The 18,760-nt window shown below is 67.6% G+C and carries 13 protein-coding genes; 3 read left to right on the top strand and 10 right to left on the bottom strand.

Annotated features, from left to right (window positions below):
- The first annotated feature begins 7 nt into the window (after positions 1–7).
- Positions 8–1,618, top strand: coding sequence for a TPM domain-containing protein (locus ASG11_RS15860; protein ID WP_156363836.1), 1,611 nt, complete (start codon positions 8–10; stop codon positions 1,616–1,618).
- A gap of 119 nt (positions 1,619–1,737) precedes the next feature.
- Here ASG11_RS15860 and ASG11_RS15855 read toward each other — a convergent pair whose 3' ends face one another.
- The 10 genes from ASG11_RS15855 to ASG11_RS15810 form a co-directional block, all read right to left on the bottom strand.
- Entirely contained in the window at positions 1,738–3,081 is a 1,344-nt protein-coding gene (locus tag ASG11_RS15855; protein ID WP_055782272.1) for an alpha/beta hydrolase family protein, read from the bottom strand.
- Positions 3,082–3,107: 26 nt separating this feature from the next.
- A complete protein-coding gene (locus ASG11_RS15850; RefSeq protein WP_055782269.1) occupies positions 3,108–4,145 on the bottom strand; it encodes an alpha/beta hydrolase in 1,038 nt (345 codons plus the stop codon).
- The gene (locus tag ASG11_RS15845; protein ID WP_055782267.1) at positions 4,142–5,437 is read right to left on the bottom strand and encodes a family 1 glycosylhydrolase; all 1,296 of its coding nucleotides are present in this window, start codon (positions 5,435–5,437) and stop codon (positions 4,142–4,144) included. Before ASG11_RS15845 ends, ASG11_RS15850 begins: the two co-directional genes overlap by 4 nt.
- A gap of 1 nt (position 5,438) precedes the next feature.
- Positions 5,439–6,773: a hypothetical protein gene (locus tag ASG11_RS15840; protein ID WP_055782264.1), complete on the bottom strand. Its 1,335-nt coding sequence runs from the start codon at positions 6,771–6,773 to the stop codon at positions 5,439–5,441.
- The gene (locus ASG11_RS15835; RefSeq protein ID WP_236697549.1) at positions 6,773–9,556 is read right to left on the bottom strand and encodes a TonB-dependent receptor; all 2,784 of its coding nucleotides are present in this window, start codon (positions 9,554–9,556) and stop codon (positions 6,773–6,775) included. The genes ASG11_RS15840 and ASG11_RS15835 overlap by 1 nt, the downstream gene beginning before the upstream one ends.
- Before the next feature lie 83 nt (positions 9,557–9,639).
- A complete protein-coding gene (locus ASG11_RS15830; protein ID WP_055782262.1) occupies positions 9,640–10,599 on the bottom strand; it encodes a FecR family protein in 960 nt (319 codons plus the stop codon).
- Positions 10,596–11,168: an RNA polymerase sigma factor gene (locus ASG11_RS15825; protein ID WP_201781357.1), complete on the bottom strand. Its 573-nt coding sequence runs from the start codon at positions 11,166–11,168 to the stop codon at positions 10,596–10,598. Before ASG11_RS15825 ends, ASG11_RS15830 begins: the two co-directional genes overlap by 4 nt.
- 53 nt (positions 11,169–11,221) lie before the next feature.
- Positions 11,222–12,451 carry an MFS transporter gene (locus ASG11_RS15820; protein ID WP_055782260.1) on the bottom strand — a complete coding sequence of 410 codons (1,230 nt, stop codon included), beginning with the start codon at positions 12,449–12,451 and terminating at the stop codon, positions 11,222–11,224.
- Positions 12,448–13,830 carry a glycerate kinase type-2 family protein gene (locus ASG11_RS15815; protein WP_236697548.1) on the bottom strand — a complete coding sequence of 461 codons (1,383 nt, stop codon included), beginning with the start codon at positions 13,828–13,830 and terminating at the stop codon, positions 12,448–12,450. The genes ASG11_RS15820 and ASG11_RS15815 overlap by 4 nt, the downstream gene beginning before the upstream one ends.
- Positions 13,831–13,870: 40 nt before the next feature.
- Positions 13,871–14,776 (bottom strand): LysR substrate-binding domain-containing protein, encoded by a 906-nt coding sequence (locus ASG11_RS15810; RefSeq protein WP_055782255.1) that lies wholly within the window; start codon positions 14,774–14,776, stop codon positions 13,871–13,873.
- A 177-nt stretch (positions 14,777–14,953) separates the two neighbouring features.
- Here ASG11_RS15810 and ASG11_RS15805 point away from each other — a divergent pair, with 177 nt between their 5' ends.
- Both ASG11_RS15805 and ASG11_RS15800 read left to right on the top strand, forming a co-directional pair.
- Positions 14,954–17,431, top strand: a complete 2,478-nt coding sequence (locus ASG11_RS15805; RefSeq protein WP_168371753.1) for a TonB-dependent receptor — start codon at positions 14,954–14,956, stop codon at positions 17,429–17,431.
- Complete coding sequence (locus tag ASG11_RS15800; RefSeq protein ID WP_055782250.1) at positions 17,431–18,699, top strand: MGH1-like glycoside hydrolase domain-containing protein; 1,269 nt, start codon at positions 17,431–17,433, stop codon at positions 18,697–18,699. Before ASG11_RS15805 ends, ASG11_RS15800 begins: the two co-directional genes overlap by 1 nt.
- Positions 18,700–18,760 lie beyond the last annotated feature (61 nt).

Raw genomic sequence — 18,760 nt, 5'->3', positions numbered from 1 at the left:
AGGCGACATGGCCCGAACACTCGTTTCATCACTGGCTTTGACGATGGGCGCGCTGCTGCTGCCCGGTTGTGATCAGGGCAAGAAGGAGACGCCCTCGGCCTCCCTGTCGCGATCGCAAAAGGTGGAGGCCATCGCCTCGACGCTGCAGGCCTGTTCCTATGACGGCCGCCCGGTCACCGCGCAGCCCGCGGCGCTCACCGGGCCGGTGCCGCAGCAATGTTCGGTGGCGATCAACCGGATCATGGGCTTCACCGGGCTGCCGGCGAATTTCGTGGTGGTCTCCGGACCGGTCGACAATGCGGCGGCGGTGATCCTGCTCGACGAGGGTCGCGTGCCGCGCCGGGTGATCGCGTTCAATCCGAAGTTCATGGCGGCGGCGCAGGCCGAATCCGGCAGCCCGTGGGGCCCGATCAGCGTCATGGCGCACGAGATCGGCCATCACCTGTCCGGCCATACGATCGTGCCGGGTGGCAGCCGCCCGGAGATCGAACTGGAGGCGGACAAGTTCAGCGGGTTCGTGCTCTACAAGATGGGTGCGCCGCTGGAAGCTACGACCCGGATGATCGCGGCCGTGGGTTCTGACCATGCGAGCTTCACGCATCCCGACAAGCAGGCCCGAATGGTGGCGATCCGCGAAGGCTGGGTTCAGTCCTGCGAGCAATCCGGTCGAACCGATTGTGGCGGCGGCGGCACCGCCGCAAGGCCCGACACCGGGGCCAGAACCACGCCGGTCCAGCCGGAGTGGAGCGTGGCGCGCACCCTGCCCAGTCCGGGATCGATTCCGTTCAAATACGGCCGGTTCATCATCGACGAGACCGGCAAGCTCGATCCGGTCCGCGCCCGTGCCATGGACCAGCGGCTGTACACGCTGGCGAGGGATGTCGGCGTCGAAATGACCTTCATCGTCGTCAATGATCTGCGCGGCATGACCGCCCAGGATTATGCCTGGGCGATGATGCGGCAACTCCGTGTCGGCAAGCTCGATGTCGGCAACGGTGCCGTCGCGGTGGTCGCTCCGCGCCAGCATCAGGCGGCGGTGGCGTTCGGCCCCGGCCTCGCCAAGGAGGCTGAATTCAGCAATCCGGATTCCCAGTTGTTGCAATGGATCGATGCGGCCTGGGGCTATTGCGATGATGCCGATGGCTGCAAGCAATGGACCGACAATCTCTTCGAGATCTTCAACCTCACGCTCAACAATGCCGCGCATACCAAGTGGACGATCCAGTATCAGACGCTGGGTCAACTTCTGACGCATTACGATGCGGTCAATACCGAGCGGATGCGCACGAAGCGCCCGTTCGACGACAGGACGGACCAGCCGCTCGGCAATCTCATCCGCGTGACCGGCACCGTCACCAGCCTGACCCCGCCAACCGGGATCGGGCAGGTGAACGTCAACGTGGTCGGCGGAAAGCTCGGCTATACCGCTGCTGCGATGACCACCGACGACGGCTATCCGGTCATCCTCTACATCGCGCCGCGCCTTGCCGGACTGATGCCGTCCGGTACGCTGAAAGCGGGAGAGAAATACACGATGGTCGGGCGCTTGCAGCGTACCGGGGATCGCGGGAAACAGGCCTCGGCGCTCTGGCTGTTCAGCTACGATCCGATCCGGTGAGCCGGGACCGTTAGCGTCGGGCGGCGGATGCAAGGCCGGCATCGCGACATAGCTCAGGCAGCGAATGTGATGTTTCGGGCGACGTCTCGCTCGGGCTGCGGCACCCGCCGGCCGCGCAATTACTTCACCGCATCGGCGGCGGGTCGCTTGCCCGTCTCGGTCCAATCGCGGAGCGCGGACCACGCGGCCTTGGTCTGTTCGGGCGTGAAGCCGCAATGGGTATAGGCCTCCACGCCCCCGACCGGCAGCGGTGCGCGTAGCGGCGGTACCGCATAGGGCGCCAGACGCGCGGAGCTGCCGGCTTTGGCGACGGTTTTCGCGAACGCCACTTCCTGAGCATACGGCACCAGGGAATCGATGCTGTTGTGCATCGTCACCAACGGCACCGCGATGCGTCCGCTCGCCTCGTGCCAGCGCGTCAGATAGGCGACCGCGCCGGGCGACGCCGCGACGCGCTGGATTCCGCGATTGAGCGCGTCGGCCTCCTGCGCGGTCATCGTGTCGTTGGCATAGACCTTGCCGATATTGCCATAGGGCTGGCCACCGGTCGTCGTCGCCATGTCTTCGGCCCCCAAAGCGGCGGTGACGAGCGGGAAGGCGATCGATCCGGGATCGACATCGAATCCGCCGATCGCCGCGACCTGGCGCAGGATGCGCGCCTCGTGGCCGGCGGGATCCTTCTTCGCTGCCGCGAACAGCGCCAGCACTGGGGTCGCGACCCGCGTCAACTGCCCCCACCCGTAGATCTTGGCGTCGGTCGTCGTGCCCGCCGGGGGGATGGGCGATAGCGCGGAACGGCGGATGTCCTGTTCGCCGGGCAGCGCATAGGGCGTACCCTTGGTGAGGAAATTATATGCCGCGCGCATGTCGTAGAGCTGGCCGAGCAGCGTCTTCCAGCTGCTCACGACACCGCATCGGGCCAGACCGCCGGCAAAGGCCCGCGGATAGGTTTCGAGCAACGTCACGACGATCCCGCCGCCCATTGAATCCCCCGCGGCATAGACGCGGCGCGCGCCCAGCTTGACGAGGAAATCGCGCAACCGCTTGGTGTTGCGTGTGCCCGTCTCGACGCCCAGGCCATCCTTGTCATAGGCGCTGTGGCCGACCGCGACGCCGTCTTCGTAGGCGAAGCGCATCAGCCCTCCGCCGGTGCTGGCGGTGACCGGATCCTCGGACACCGCGACCGGCGTGCCGGGAGTCGAATAGCCATGCGCATAGACCAGCCCGTCGCCCTTCCATCCGGTCGGGAAGGACACGGCGAACTGGTCGCCCTTCAGCTTGCCGACCAGCGTGACGCCGCCGCCGGGCGCGGGCCGGGTCGTCAGATCGGTCGCGCCGTTCGCGCGGGCCTTTGCGGCCAGCGCATCCTGCGCGGCGGTAGGACCGGTCGCGGGCGCGGTCTGCGCGGCGAGCGGGACGGCGATGAGCAGGGCGAGCGGCGCGGCTGCGAAACGGAACGACATGGGGAAACTCCTGGACGAAGCGACAATCAGCGTGGGCGGCGGCCGAGATGACGATCGAAGAAGCGCGCGATCGTGGCGAAGGCCTCCTCGGATTCGGGCATGTCGGGCCACATGAAGAAGGCGTGGGGCAGGCCGTCGAACAGCTGCAATTCGCTGTCCACGCCGGCCGCGGCGAGGCGGCGATGCGCGAGCGTCAGCGCGCTGACCGCGAAGTCGCGTCCGCCTGCCAGCAGCAGGGTCGGCGGCATCGCCTTGATCTCGGCCTCCGCGTTCAGCGGATAAGCGAGCGGATCGCCCGCTGCCACGCCCGCCATGTAGCCGACCGGCAGAACCGCCGGCAGCGCCGGGATCGCGGGTGGCGCGTTACCCGCCAGCGCCGGCGAGAGATACGGGCTGTCGCCGCTATACGGCGCACCGGTGCCGCAGAATGTCCCGATCGCGCCGGGGCGGGGCAGGCCCTGCTTGGCGATCCACGCCGTCGCCTGCGCGGTGATGACGCCGCCGGCCGAACAGCCATAGATGCCGATATTCTCGGGCCGGTAGCGCTTGAGCAGATCGCGGTACACGGCGGTCACGTCCTCCGACGCCGCCGGATATCGATGTTCGGGCGCGAGGCGATAGTCCACCGTCACCACGCGCACGCGCATCGTCGCGGCGATCGGGATCGCCTCGACCAGTGCGCCGCTGCCCGCGCCCCACATGAACGCCCCGCCATGGACGTTGATGAGGACCCGAGCGATATTGTCCTTCGCCGTGCCGCCTTCGGGATCGACGATGTCCACGCCGACGCCGGCGATCGTTTCGTGGCGGATCTTGGTCCGGAAATGCCGGCGCATCTCGGCCAGGCGATCGTCGTTCCATTTGCCGTAAAAGGCGCGCTGTTTCGCGACATCGCCCTTGATCGCGTCTGGCGCGGTCGCCGCATCCATTTGCGCCAGCACCTGCCGGGCCGCGTCGCTCAACTGGTTGGACGGCGGCAGCGAAAAGGTCGGAACCTGCTTGGCAATGCTCTGCGCGGCGGCCGGCGTCGTCACTATCGCCAGCGGTATCAGCCATCGGATCATCGCATGTGCTTCCTTACGAGAGCGGCGTAAACGCGCGCGCTGGGCTTGACGGTCCGCTTGAACGTCGTGCGGTCGACCGCGACCAGACCGTAGCGGGGCTTGTAGCCGCTCAGCCATTCGAAATTGTCGAGCAGCGACCAGTGGATATAGCCCAGGATCGGGATGCCGTCGCGACCCGCCGCTTGCACCGCGGCGATGGCGGCCGGAATGAAGCGCGCCCGCTCGGCATCGTCGCTGGCATCGATGCCGTTCTCGGTCACGAGGATCGGCTTGCCGGTGGCCTTGTGCGCGTAGCGGATCGATCCGCCGATCGCTTCGGGCTCGTACGGCTTGCCGTCGGCGCGGCGCGGCGTCGTGGGGGGCGTGTCGAGCGGGCCGGCGCGACCGATATAGGTTCGTTCGTAAGTCTGCACCCCGAGGAAATCGTCATCCCGCCCCGCCTCGAAGAACGGTTCGTAATGGGCGCGACGCTTGGCGGCGAGCAGGGCGTCGCCGTCGATGCTCACATCGTCCGAGATCGCGAGGCTGAGCCCCACCGGCAGGTCGCCGCGCACCGCCTTGATCGCGTCGCGGCCGGTCCGGTGCGCGCGCAACACGCCCGGGATCATCGGCGTCGCATCGCCGCCGTTGAGCAGCGAGAATCGGTCGGAACCGCAGGCCTTGGCCGCCGCGTCGATCATCGCGCGCGTCGCCGCACGCGCTTTGGCATCCGGCTGGAAGCGCGACCAGGGGCCGCTGATCGAGAGATTCGGCTCGTTGAAGGTCAGCGCATGGCTGATGCCGCCCGCCATCGCCCGCGCCACCCGGTCGCAATAGCGCGCGAAGAGCGCCGGGGCGTCCGCCGCTTCCCAGCCGCCGCGCGCGGCGAACCAGCGCGGCGTGGTGAAATGGTTGAAGGTCACGATCGGGGCCAGCCCGGATACGCGACAGCGATCCACGATCCGCGCATAATGATCTAGATAGGCCTGGCTGAACCGGCCCTGGACCGGCTCGATCCGCGCCCATTCGACCGAGAAGCGATAGGCGTTGAGGCCCAGCGCCTTGACGATCGCGACATCCTCCGCCCAGCGGTTCAGGCTGTCGCAGGCATCGCCGGAGGGTTCGGCGAACACGGTTGGCTTGACCTGTTCGAGCAGCCAGATGTCCGCGTTGACGTTGTTGCCCTCGATCTGATGTCCGGCGGTCGCCGCACCCCACAGGAAGTCAGATCGTGGCGTACGCGCCAGCACCGGTGTCGCCATCGCGGCCGCGCCGAGCGCGAGTGCCTGCCGCCGATCGATCACGCCCGCCATCTCAATATCGTCCCGTTTGGGGCCGCCGCCCGGTCTCGACCCAGGCGTGCAGCGTGGTCCACAGCACCGCCGCCTGGCGCGGCGTGAAGCCGCAATGCGCCCAGCCTTTCAGCCCGGTGCCGGGAATGTCCTTCCGCACCGATGGCGCCCAGAGCTGGAACAACCGCTCCTCGTTGCCGGCGGCCTTCACGTATCGGCGCAGCAGCAACGCCTGTTCGGCGAAGACCAGCCCGTCATGCGGATTATGTACCGCCACCAACGGCGTGGCGAACCGCCCGGTCGGCCGATACCAGGCGGTGGCGAAGGCGCGGGCAGGGGCATCGGACGCGATCCGCTGGATCCCGGCGTTCAACGCCGCCTTGCCCTGCGCGCCGAGCAGCGGACTGTCATAGACCTTGCCGGCATTGCCATAGACGCCGCCGCCGAAACTGGCGCGCATGTCCTCCATGCTGACCATCGCGGTCATAATCGGGAAAATGAAGCTCGCCGGGTCCGCATCCGCCTTGGCAACCGAGGCGATCCGGGCGATCATCTTCGCCTCGGGGCCGTTGGGATCGGCGCGTGCGGCCTTGAACAAGTCCGCCATTATGCCGCTCATCTTCTTCAGCTGCCAGAACAGCCACGGGGCGCGCGCGAAGCCGAGGCCGGCTGGCGGCGTGGGCGATACGCCGTTGACGGAAAGATCATGATCGCCGGGCAGTTCGTAGCCGCTGCCGCGGGCGTAATAGTTGTACGTCGCGCGCAGATCGACCAGGCTGCCGACCTCGCTTTCCCACCCGCCGGTCACGCCGCACGCGCTCATCGCGCCGGCGAAGGCGTGCTGGTGCTTTTCGATCAGCGCCATGACGATGTTGCCGCCCATCGACGCGCCGCCGAGATAGAAGCGCCGCGTGCCGATCCGGCTGAACCAGCCGCGCAGGCGCAACGTATTGGCGACCCCGCTCTTCACCGCCATCGCCGGCTTGTCGAACGCGCTCTGGCCGACCGCGAAACCGTCTTTGTAGGCCGCGGTCAGGAAGCCTCCGGACGGATCCTTGGCGACCGGATCGGCGGGCACCGAAACCGGCGTCCCGGGAATCGAATAGCCGTTGGCGAACAGCACCGCCTGCTCGTTCCACCGCGCCGGCACCGCGATGCCGAAGGCGCGCCCGGCGAGCTTCCCGGCGATGCTCATGCCGCCGTCCGCGCGGCCGTTCGCATCGAGGTCGGTCGCCCCGGCCGCGCGCATGCGGTCGACCAGTTGCTGCTGCTGGGGCGTGATCGCGCGACGCTCGGGCGCACGGCCGCACGCCGCCAGCAACACCGCGACGAGCAGCGCCGGACCCCGCCTGCGCATCAGAAGCGGTAGCGCAGCGACAGGCCGTATTGCGCCGGTTCGCCGTAGATCGAGTTGCTGAAGCCCGAATTGTTGTACCCGGTATTGGCGGTGATGCGATACGCCTGGTCGAGCACGTTGGTGCCGTAGATCGCGAGATCCAGCGGCGTGCCGCGCACGTCGTTCCACTCCAGCCGCAGGTTGAGCAACCCGTAGGGCGCGATCGTGTCGAACGGCTGCGCATCGGGCGCCACGCGTTGACGCGACTGGTGCGTGTACGTCGCGCGAATCGCCATGTCGCCCTCGCGCGCCGGGATCGGCAGCGCCAGCCGCCCATCGAGGCTGAACTTGTGCCGCGCGACGAAGGTGAACGGCGTGCTCGACAGGTCGCGCGACGGCTGTGCCGCAGTCAGCGCGGACGGGATCGCCGGGATCGGGATCGTGATGTAATCGAGGAACTTGGCATCGTTGTACGAATAGGTGCCGCTGATCGTCAGCGCCTTGAACGGAATGATCAGCCCTTCGAATTCGAGCCCGACGACGCGCGCATTCTGCGCATTGGCGAGGATGTCCGAACCGGCGATCGCCGCGCGCTGGATCACCTGGATGTCGTTGAACCAGGTATAGAAAGCTGCGATGTTGGTCCGCGCCTTAACCGTGCCGATCGTCCAATCGCGCTTCAGGCCGATTTCGGCGTCGGTCACCCGTTCCGGCTTCACCGCGGCCAACGGATAGCTGTCGCCCAGGAACAGCGTGACGATCGGGTTGTTCGCGCCCGATTTGTAGCCGCGCCGGGACACCGCATAGACCAGCGTCTGCGGATCGGCCTGCCAGTCCAGCCCCAATTGCCAGGTCGGGCCGTCGCTCTTGCCGCTGAAGCTGGGCTTGGTGCAATTCGGATATTTCAGCGTCGGGAATCCGCCCGCCGCCACCGCCTGAAAGGCATCGTAGACGCACAGATTGGCGTTCAGGCCGATCACCTGCGCGGCCTGCGCCGGCGTCACGAGACCGAGCGCGGCCAGCCGGTTGAACACCTGATAGCTGTCGGCCGATTGATAGCTCGTGATGTTTCCGCCGAAACTGTCCCACGTCCAGCGGAAGCCGGCCGTCGCGGTCAGCGTCGGCAGGATCTTGTACTGTGCCTGCGCATAGAGTGCCTTGCTGCGTGCGCGCACCGACGCGTCGGGCTGGATGCTGAGCGCGGGCAGCAACGGGCCGTCGACGCCCAGTAAAGCCTGCGCGACGGGCGGCAGGATGATCGGCCCGCCGCCGAGGATACCGCCGGCCTGCAGCGGATTGACGGTCAGGAAGGTCAGGGGGGCAGGGCTCTTTTCGTCGAGATAGAAGCCACCGCCCTGCAGGCTGAAGGTGCCGTTGTCGTAGCGCGCCTGGAATTCCTCGGTGATCGTCCGCAGATTGTTGTTGTAGCTGCCGGGGAACGCCCCGAGCAGATCGGCAATCGGCAACGGGGTGGAATCCCGGTCGGTGGCACTGGTCGAGCGGGTGCGCGCATAGCTGAAGACGTTCTTCAGCGTCAGTTCCGGCGTCGGATTCCAGGTCGTATTGTTGAGCACGAGCAGGTTCTTCGCTTTCTCGAACGTCGGCACGCCGAGCGAAGTCCGCCGCACCCCGCGCGCCTGTTGCTGCGCCAGATAGGGTTGCAGCACCGACGCATAGGGGCTGCCCGGCCGCACGGCGAGCAGGATGCTGCCGCCGCCATGCTCGTTGACGTCGATATAATTGACCGCGGTATAGCTGTTGATCGTCTCGGTCGGATTGAACTGGATGCCCAGGCGCAGCGAGTAATTGTCGCGGTTCAGATAATCGCGCCGCGTGACGACATCGGTGACGTAGCCGTCGCGCTTGTCGAACTGGCCGGCGATGCGGATCGCCAGCACGTCGTCGACGATCGGCACGTTCAGCGCACCCTGCATGCTGCGGCGGCTGAGATTGCCCAAAGTGCCTTCGATATAGCCCTCGACCGTGTTGAGCTTGGGCCGCGCCGGCTCCAGCAGTACCGCGCCACCGGTGGTGTTGCGACCGAACAACGTGCCCTGCGGGCCTTTCAGCACCTGTAGCGAGGCGAGATCGTAGAAGCTGCCAGGGCCGCTCGCCGAGGACGGAACTTCGGCGAAATAGCCGACCACGCCGGGGCCGCTGCCCGTGCCCGCGCCACCGCTACCGCCCAGCCCGCGGATCGTGTAGGTCTCCTGGTTGCGGGCGACGTTGCCCAGCACCGTCAGCGAGGGCGTGAAGTTCTGCAGGTCGGTCGCGGTGCCGATGCCCTTTTCGCGCAACGTATTCTGGGTGAACGCGGTCAGCGAGACCGGCACCTTCTGCGCGCGTTCCTCGGTACGGCGGGCGGTGACGACGATGTCCTGCAGGCTGTCGTCGGGTTCGCTCGCTTGCGGGGCCGGCGACGTGGCGGCCTGAAGCGGCAGGATGACGGGGAAGGCGTTGCCGGTGCTGGCCAGCGCGATCGGCCGGCTGACGGCGACCGCGCCGGACGGATCGCGATGCATCTTCAGGCCAGATCCCGCCAGGATCGCGCCGAGGGCATCGAACTCGCCCAGCCGCCCCCGCGCCCCGCCGGAGCGCAACGGGCGCACATCCTCGATGCGATAGATGATTTGGCGTTTCGATTGCCGGGCCCAGGCGTCCAGCGCCTTCTGCATGCTGCCGGCGCCGATATCGTACACCCGGAAGCCCCCCTCCTGGCGCACGTCCGCCAGCGCCGGCATCGGCGACGCGCCGACCACCGCGCCGGTCGCCACGGCCATCATGAATGCGTGAAGCTTGCGCATATCCCCCCCTTTGGTCCTTCGGTCGGCCTCTTCGTGCCGCCACCACCTCAGACGAACGGTCCGCGAAAAACCGTAACCGTCGTTCAGGATTTTATCGTCACGCCGTCCTTGTCGGTCGCGACATGCAACCCGAACGCGTCGTGCAACAGCCGCGTGAACGCCTCGATATTGGTCGCCTCGAATGTTCCGCCGATCCGCAGCCCGGCCACCTGCGCGTCGCCGAGCCGGATTTGGCGGACATTGTAGCGGTTGAATTCATGCGCCGCCTGTTCCAGCGTGACCTGGTCGAACGTCAGCACGCCGCGCCGCCAGGCCAGGCTGTCCTGCACGCGCTGTTCCGATCGGTCCGCCAGCAACATCGATTGGCCCCGTGCGATGGCGACGTCGCCCGCAGTGATGATCGCGGCGCGTTCGCCGGTCACGGCATCGGCGTCCTCCACCCGAACGCGCCCTTCGGCGACCGCGACGGTCACGGTGTCGCCGTCGCGCCGGACGGAGAATTTCGTGCCCAGCACCGTCACCTTGCGGCCGCCGGCAAACACCGTGAACGGATGCCGGCGGTCGTGCGCCACCTCGAAATAGGCTTCGCCGCGATCGAGCCACACCCGGCGCGCGCCTTGCGAGATCGCGGCGCGCATCCTGCTGGCGGTGTTGACCGTCACCGCGCTGCCGTCCGCCAGCCGCACCTGTTGGCGCATGCCCACCCCGGTCGCGACGCGAACCACGGCCGCATCCGGTTCGCGCGGCAGGAAACGCCACATAGCGACGCTCGCCAGGCACAGCATCAGCAGCGACGCGGCGATCGCCCATGCCCGGTGGATCGGCACCGACCGCCTGGCCGCGACGGGGACGGACGCGCGCGTCGCGGCCAGGCGGTCCGCCGCGCGCCAGCCAGCCTCCAGCCGCCAGAATGCGGCCTTGTGCGCGACATCCTGGTCCAGCCAGTGCCGCAGATCGCGCTCGCGATCGGCCGCCCAGTCCGGCTGCTCTCGGGCGACCAGCCATTGCGCCGCGCGCTGTTCGATGTCGCGCGCGCGGCTCACCGGTCGGCTTCCCGCAATGCGACGGGCGCCGCCGGCGTGCGGTTGATCCGTCCCGCGCCGCCGAGCATGAAATCCGCCAGCGCGCGCAGCCCGAGCGTCAGCTGGCGCTCGATCGTGTGGTGGCTGACGCCGAGCTGTGCGGCCGTCTCGCGGATGCTCAGCCCCTCGACCTTGCGCAGTCGCACCACTTCGCGGCAGCGCGGGGGCAATTGCTCCAGCCCGGCCATCGCACGACGCAGCTCGTCACGTGCCGTCAACTGGCGATCCTGCGCGAAGAGATCGTGATCCCAGCCGAGCGTATCGATATCGGCGATCTGCTCGAACGACACGATCTTCGCCCGGCGCGCGCGATCGATCAGCACGTTGCGCGCGATCGTGAACACGTAATTGCGCGTCGTGCGCGGCCCATCGGCGGGCGCTCCGGATATCGCGCGTTCGTAGACCTCCTGGCGCACGTCCGGCACATCCTCGCCCTTGCGGCAATGCCGCGCGATGAACCGCACGAGATCGCGCTCGAGCGGCAGGACCTCCTCGGTGAACCAGCGCTTGATCGTGGCATCGTCCGTCATCACCGATCTGGACGTACGACGCCGCCGAAGCCGTAACACGGGCCGGCGAGAAATCACACGACGCGCGCGTCGATCGCGCGGCGCACCAGCCGCCCCATCGCCACGATCACGAGAACCGCACAGAAATAGGCGATGGCCAGCGATGTCATGCCGGCGGCAAGCCCGAACGTGCCGGATACGCCGGCGACGAGCAGCGGCGACAGTCCCGCACCGATGAAGCCGAGCGTCGTCATCAGCCCGACGGCGGTGGCGCGGGCGGCCGGCGGCACGATGTCATGCATCGCGGCATAGATGCATCCGTCGAACAGCCCCTTGCCGATGCTCGACGCGATCAGCACGAGGGCGACGGCGGAGGCCGTCGTCGCGACGATCAGCGGCAACAGGCACAGCCCCGCAATGCTCAGGCCGATCGCGAGCGTGTGGAACCGGCCGAGCACGAAGCGTCGTCTCAGCAGATCGGCGATCACGCCGCCGATCGGCACCGACAGGAAGCCGGCCAGGTTGATCGTGGCCGACCCCAGCAGCGCCGATCCGGTGAGATCGAGCCCGAGCAGATCGTGCGCGAAGGTCGGCGCCCACACCATCACGCCGGTCGATGCGCCGTTGGCGAGGAAGAATACGCCGCACAGGATCAGCGCGGCGGGCGTGCGCAGGATCACGCGGAACGGATCGTCGGCTGCGGCCACCTCGTCCTTGGGCGCGGAGGCGGCGCGGTCGCGCAGGAACCGGACGAGCACCACCGCCCACACGATCCCGAAGCCGGCAAAGACCAGAAACGGCATGCGCCAGCCGAACCGGTCCGCGATCAGGCCGGCGGCCAGCGCGCCGATCCCTGCGCCGGCGAACAATCCGGTCTGGTGGAGCGACAGCGCGCGGCTGCGCATGCGGTCGCCATGCCAATCCCCGATCAACGCCGTGGCGCTGGGATAATAGGTGGATTCGCCGAGCGCGACGGTGGCGCGCACCGCGAGCAGCATCCCGAAGCCCAAAGCGAGCGACATCGCGCCGGTCGCGACGCTCCAGAATACGAGGCCGTAGGCGATCACGCGCGACCGCCGGGTCGCGTCGCCGATCCGCCCCGACGCGAACGCCGCAAAGGCATAGACCCAGAAGAACACCGAATTGACCAAGGCGAGCTGGGTCGCCGACAGGCCGAATTCGTCCCGGATCTGCGGCATGGTCGCGACGAGGATCGAACGGTCGGCGGCGTTCAGGAAGGATGCGACCCACAACAGGCCGATCAGCACCCAGGGATAGCGATCGATCGGCGCGGCCCGGCTCATGCGCCACCGCCTTCGATCAGGATCACGCGGAAATCGTTGACGTTGGTCAGCGTCGGTCCCGTCACGACCAGATCGCCCAGCGCGGCGAAGAAGCGATAGGCGTCGTTCGCCGCCAGGCAGGCGACCGGGTCCAGCCCGACCGTCGCGGCGCGCGCCAGCGTATCGGGGAAGATCATCGCCCCCGCCGCATCTTCGGTGCCGTCGATGCCGTCCGTGTCGCAGGCCAAGGCGCTGATCCGCGGATCGCCGTCGAGCGCGATGGCGAGTCCGAGCAGATATTCCAGGTTTCGGCCGCCCCGTCCGTTCGGATTGACGACTGTCACGGTGGTTTCCCCGCCCGAGATGATCGCGCGCGCCGCCCCGTCGGCGGCGAGGCGACGGGCCAGCGCGGCATGGCTCGCGCCCAGATGCCGCGCCTCCGCCTGCAAGCGGTCGCCGAGATTGGTGACGACCAGGCCGTCCGCCGCCGCGGCCGATGCCGCCGCGGTCAGCGCGTCGCGCGCACGCGCGATCACCAGCGTCTCGCACCCGGCCAGCCCGAGCGCATCGGCCGGGGGAGATTCGTTGCCTGGGTCGGCCAGCGCCGCGCTGACCGCCGGGGGCAGAGCGAGCGCATAGCCCGCCACGATCGCCCGCGCGTCGGCCAGCGAACTGTCGTCGGCGACGGTCGGCCCGGACGCGACGAAGGCGGGGTCGTCGCCCGGCACGTCGGAGATGATGTAGGTCGTCGTCAACGCCGGCCCGGCGGCCAGCGCCAGCCGCCCGCCCTTGATCCGCGACAGGTGTTTGCGCACGCAATTGATTTCGCCGATCGTCGCGCCCGATCGCAGCAACGCGCGGGTTACCGCCTGCTTGTCCTCCAGGCTGACGCCCGCCACCGGCGCCGCCGCGAGCGCCGAACCGCCGCCCGACAGCAACAGGATCAACCGGTCCTGCGCGCGCAACTCGGCGGCGATCGCCAGCGCGCGATCCGCCGCGAACAGGCTGTTGGCGTCCGGCACCGGATGGCCCGCCTCGACGATCTCGACCGTGTCGGGGAAGGCCAGGTCGCCGAGATGGCCGTGGCGCGTGACGAGCAAGGCGGCGGCGGGATCGCCCACCCGGTCGATCGCGACCCGCATCATCGGCGCGGCGGCCTTGCCGATCGCGATGATCGCGGTGCGCCCGTCGCGCGCCTGCGCCAATGCCCTCGGCATCACCGCCGCGGCGGATACCGCATCGACCGCGCGGTCGAACAGGCCACGCAACACGGCGCGCTGCCGCGCAAATCTCACCTCGACCGTCATCCGCCCCCAAACCTCGCCTTCGCGGATCGCGGCGCGTGCGCCCCGTCCTGCCTGCGCGCATCTTCGCCCAGCCGTCGCGCGTTCGGCAGTCACTGTCTGCGCAACGCTCCGTTCCGCTTTCGACAACCGATCGTCATCCCGGATCCCAGGACAGGCCACGCCGCAGGCGCTCGACCAGGAAATCGATCAGCGTGCGGACGCGCACCGGCACCGTCTTGGGATCGCTGAACACCGCGAAATAATCGATCCAGCCGCTGTTCCACCCCGGCATCACCTCCATCAACCGCCCTTCCGCCAAATCCCGCTTGCACAGGAAGGCGGGCAGGCTGGCGATGCCGAGCCCGGCCAGGGTCGCCTGGCGCAGCATCGCTAGATCATTGGTGGCGAAGCGGGCCGCGAATTCCACGACCGCCTCCTCGTCGCCGCGCTGCAGCGTCCAGCGATGCCGCCGGTCGACCGCGCCGAGCCCGAGCAGGTCGAAGCGCGGCAGTTCCACCTGGGTCTGCGGCGTGCCCATCCGCTCGGCCAGATCGTGCGCGCAGAACAGCCCGCATTCCGCGCCACCCAGCCGGGTTGCGACCAAGTCGGAACTGGCCAGCGGCCCGACCTCGATCGCGACGTCGAAACCGTTGCGCAACAAGGCGATGCCCTCGTCGCTGACCATCGTCAGCAGCCGCACCTCGGGGTAGAGCGCGAGGAATTCCGCCAGCATCGGGCCGAGCAGGCTCTGGCTCAACCCATGTGGCAGCACGACCCGGATGATGCCCTGCGGATAGCGCTGCTGGCTTTGCAGCGCCCGCTCGCCATCCTTCAGCACGCCGATCGAGCGCAAGCAGTACTGAAAGAACAATGCGCCATCCTCCGTCACCGTCACCGCGCGGGTGTTGCGCCGCAGGAGCTGCGTGTTGAGGTGCTGCTCGAGCCGGGTGATGCGCCGGCTGACGCTCGATTTCGGCATACCGAGATGATGGCCGGCGCGCGTGAAGCTTTCGGTCTCGACGACCTTGGCAAAGACGGTGAGATCACCGAAATCCAGCATGACATCCGCTCCCGTGGTTCGGGCAATCTGCGGCACTGTTGTCCGAATCGCAACGGTCTGTTCTGTCTTTCGCCTCTTTTGTTTCCTCCGGTCCCGCCGCACCTATCGCGTCCGAAGCGTAACCGATCGACAAGTCGGTACGCCAGTACGCCCCTAAAGGGCGAAGGGGGAGGACAGATGAACTACGCGAAATCCAGCCGTTCCATGCGCTCGATGCTGCTTGCCGGCGCGGTGATTGTGGCGCCTGTGCCCGCGTTCGCCCAGGTGGCCACGCCGGCCGATCCGGTCGCGCCCGCTGCGGACCAGTCGACGGAGCAGGATGGCGAGATCGTGGTGACCGGCACCAGCGCCGCCCGCCGCGCCCGCGATACCCCGCTCTCGGTCTCGACGCTCGACGCCGCGCAACTCCAGCGCACCGCCGCGTCGAGCCAGGCCGACATCCTCAACACCGTTCCGTCGATCAAGGCGGAAGGCGGCGGCGGTGAAGTCGCCGTGAACGTCTTCATCAAGGGCCTGCCGCTCGGCGGCACCTACCAGCTGACCCCGCTGCAATATGACGGCATTCCGGTGCTCAGCTCGTTCGGGCTGAACTCCTCGGCGTACGACGTCTATTACCGCAACGATCTCGGCATCGAGCGGCTCGAATTCGTGCGCGGCGGCGTGTCGAACCTGTTCGGATCGGGCTCGGTCGCCGGCCTGATCAACTACATCTCGAAGACCGGCCACGACACGACCCAAGGCGACGCCCAGATCGAATGGGCCGAACGCGGACGCGTGCGCGGCGACGTCGCCATGAGCGGCCCGCTGAGCAAGGATGCGGGTCTCTATTACGCGGTGTCGGGCTATTACCGTTATGACGACGGCCCGATCCGCACCGGCCTGCCGACCAAGGGCGGGCAGATCCGCGGCAACATCCGCAAGGATTTGTCGGACGGTTCGGGCTCCGTCACGCTCTTCGGCCAGTATATCAACGATCGCGTGCAATTCTATCTGCCGTCTCCGCTCGACGGCACGACGCGCAAGCGCGTTCCGGGCAATGACGGCAGGGACGTGAACTCGCTGCTAACCGATGCCGTGTCCGGCCTGGGCTTCAACCGCCCCGGCGGACGGTTCCAGACGCAGATCGCGGACGGCGTGTACACCAATGGCGGCCAGGTCGCGCTCGCCTTCACCAAGGATCTGGGCGAGGGATGGGGCCTGAACGGCAAGGCGAAATATTCGCAATACGCTCACCGATTCGGCTTCTTCTTGGATGGCGATGGCCTTGCCAACGTGCCGCAGACACAGGCCGGCTTCCTCGCGTTGCGCGGGCTGCCGAGCAACGCCACGTTCACCTATGCCGACGACAATTCGGCGGTGCCGGGCAATGCCATCCTGTTCGCCAATCGTTTCCAGGATCGCATCCGCCCCAATCATGATGTCAGCGCCGAGATCAACCTGACGAAGGAAGCGACCACCGGCGATTTCCGCCACAATTTCACCCTGGGTTATTATTTCGCCAATGCCTGGGCGCGGGACAATACGATCACCACCGCCTATCTCGGCGCGTTCAACAATCAGCCTCGGCTTATCAACCTGACCGTGCGGGATGCGGCAGGCAATCCGACGATCATCTCGAACGGCGGACTGCTCGATGCCGGGGTCGGCTACACCAACAACACCGCCAAACAATCCCATTATGCGGTGTATCTGGCCGACCAGATCGAGGCCGACCGGCTGGTGTTCGATTTCGGCGGGCGCCTGGAATGGTCCGACGGGCACATCGCGCGCGCCGCGACATCGACGACGATCACCGACGCGACCACGCCGAACCTGTCCACCGCCCTGCGCAACGTCGTATGGGAAAACGGCACGGTCGTTCGCGGCAAGGTGAGCGCGATGAGCTGGGCGCTGTCCGCCGGCGTGCTCTACAAGCTGACGCCCAGCCTCAACGTTTACGCCAACGCCAATCGCGGCTTCTTCTTCCCGGCGCTCAACTCGGTGTCGATCAACGCGGCGGGACTGACGCAATCCTACCAGCCCGAGATCATTCGCCAGGCTGAGGTGGGCCTGAAATACGGTGCCGGAAGAATTACCGCATCTCTGTCGGGCTTCTACAACGATCTCAAGAACCGGCGCACCGTGCTGCTGGTCAATGGCACGGGTGGCAGCGTCGTCGAACAGGTCACGATCGTCTCGACCAAGGCCTACGGGCTGGAGGGCGTGCTGGGCGTCCGATTGCTCGATCATCTGCGCTTCGACGGCAATGTCAGCCTCGTGCATGACGAATTCACCGCGCTCGACATCACGCCGCAATTCATCGGCAACAAGGAGCCGCGCCAGCCCAACGTGCTGTACAATGCCGGCCTCTATTATGACGACGGCGCGATCGATGCGTCGATGGCGACGACCTATACCGGGCCGAACTATACCGACAATTCCAATGCCATCCGCCTGGACGGGTTCAACACCGTGCGGCTGGTCGCGGGGTACAAGCTGCCGCTGGGCAGCGGCCGGCAGGCGGTCAGGCTCGGGGTGGACGTGTACAATCTCTTCGACAGCCAAGGGATCTCCGAAGGGTCGCCGCGCCAGGTCGCGCAGACCGTCGGGACCTATTTCGTCGGCCGCCCGATCCTGCCGCGCCGCGTCTCGGTGAAGCTGAGCCTGAGCTTCTGATGGAGGCGACGGCGCAGCGTGACGAGGAGGCGCGGGCGATCCTGCGCGCGAACGATCGCGGCGGATATTCGGTGCCGAACCGCCGGGTCTATCCCTTCCAGTGGAATTGGGATTCGGCGTTTGTCGCCCTGGGTTTCGCGACCTTCGATCGCGATCGCGCGTGGCGGGAGATCGAGACGCTGTTCGCGGCGCAGTGGCGCGACGGGTTCGTGCCGCACATCGTGTTCTGGCAGGACGATCCCGGCTATTTCCCCGGTCCCGATCGGTGGCAGGCGGGCGAGCAGGTCCGCACCTCTGGCATCACCCAGCCGCCCGTCGCCGCCAGCATCGTGCGGACTCTGTGGAACGATGATCCGTCCAGCCGCGACCGGCTGGCGACGCTGTTTCCGAAGCTGCTGGCCTGGCATCGCTGGTTCTGGCGGCACCGCGATTTCGAGGATCGCGGCGTCGTGGTGACGATGCATCCGTGGGAGACCGGACGCGACAATTCGCCCGAATGGGACGTGCCCGGTGCCGCGATCGATACCGCCGGGGTGGAACCTTATGTCCGGCGCGACACCAGCCACCTCGATGCGGCGATGCGGCCGACCCAGCTCGAATATGATCGCTACGTCGCTCTGGTCGATTTCGGGCGCTCCACCGGTTGGGATCACGCCCGGATCGCGGCGCACAGCCCCTTCCGGGTCGCCGATATCGGCATGTCGATGATCTTCCTGCGCGCCAATCGCGATCTGCTGGCACTGGCCGAGGCGCTGGGCGAGTCGGCCGCGGCGGCGGAGATCGCCGGCCACGTCGCCCGCGCCGAACGCGGCATCGGCTGGCTGTGGGACGACGATGCGCAAAGCTGGTGTTCGCGCGATACGATCACCGGGCGTCCCTCGGGCTTCGTGACCAGCGCGTCGTTCCTGTCCTTCTGGGCCGGGCTCGTGGATCCCGCCCGCGACGCCGCGATGCTCGCGCATTTCGAACGCATCGGCACGCGCGTGCGCTATCTGATGCCGAGCCTGGACCCCGACGATCCCGGCTTCCAGATGCTGCGCTATTGGCGCGGACCGGTCTGGGCGGTGGTCAATTATATGATCGGCCACGGGCTGAGCGAGGCGGGCCATGTCGAAGCCGGCGCGCGAGTGCTGGCGGACACCACTGCGCTGATCGCACGTTCGGGCTTCTACGAAGCGTTCGATCCCACCGATGGCGCGCCGACCGGCGGCGATACCTTCTCCTGGACGGCCGCGATCTGGCTCGTCCGCACGGAGCAGCAAAGATGATCTCGGCTACGGTCAGCGCATGGCGTTCGGCAAACAGAGCTCGCGACGTCCGCACTTCCAG

This window comes from Sphingomonas sp. Leaf357, from assembly GCF_001423845.1.
Lineage (GTDB): Bacteria > Pseudomonadota > Alphaproteobacteria > Sphingomonadales > Sphingomonadaceae > Sphingomonas.
Note: the sequence above shows the minus strand (reverse complement) of the source record. Positions and strands in the feature narration are given on the sequence as shown.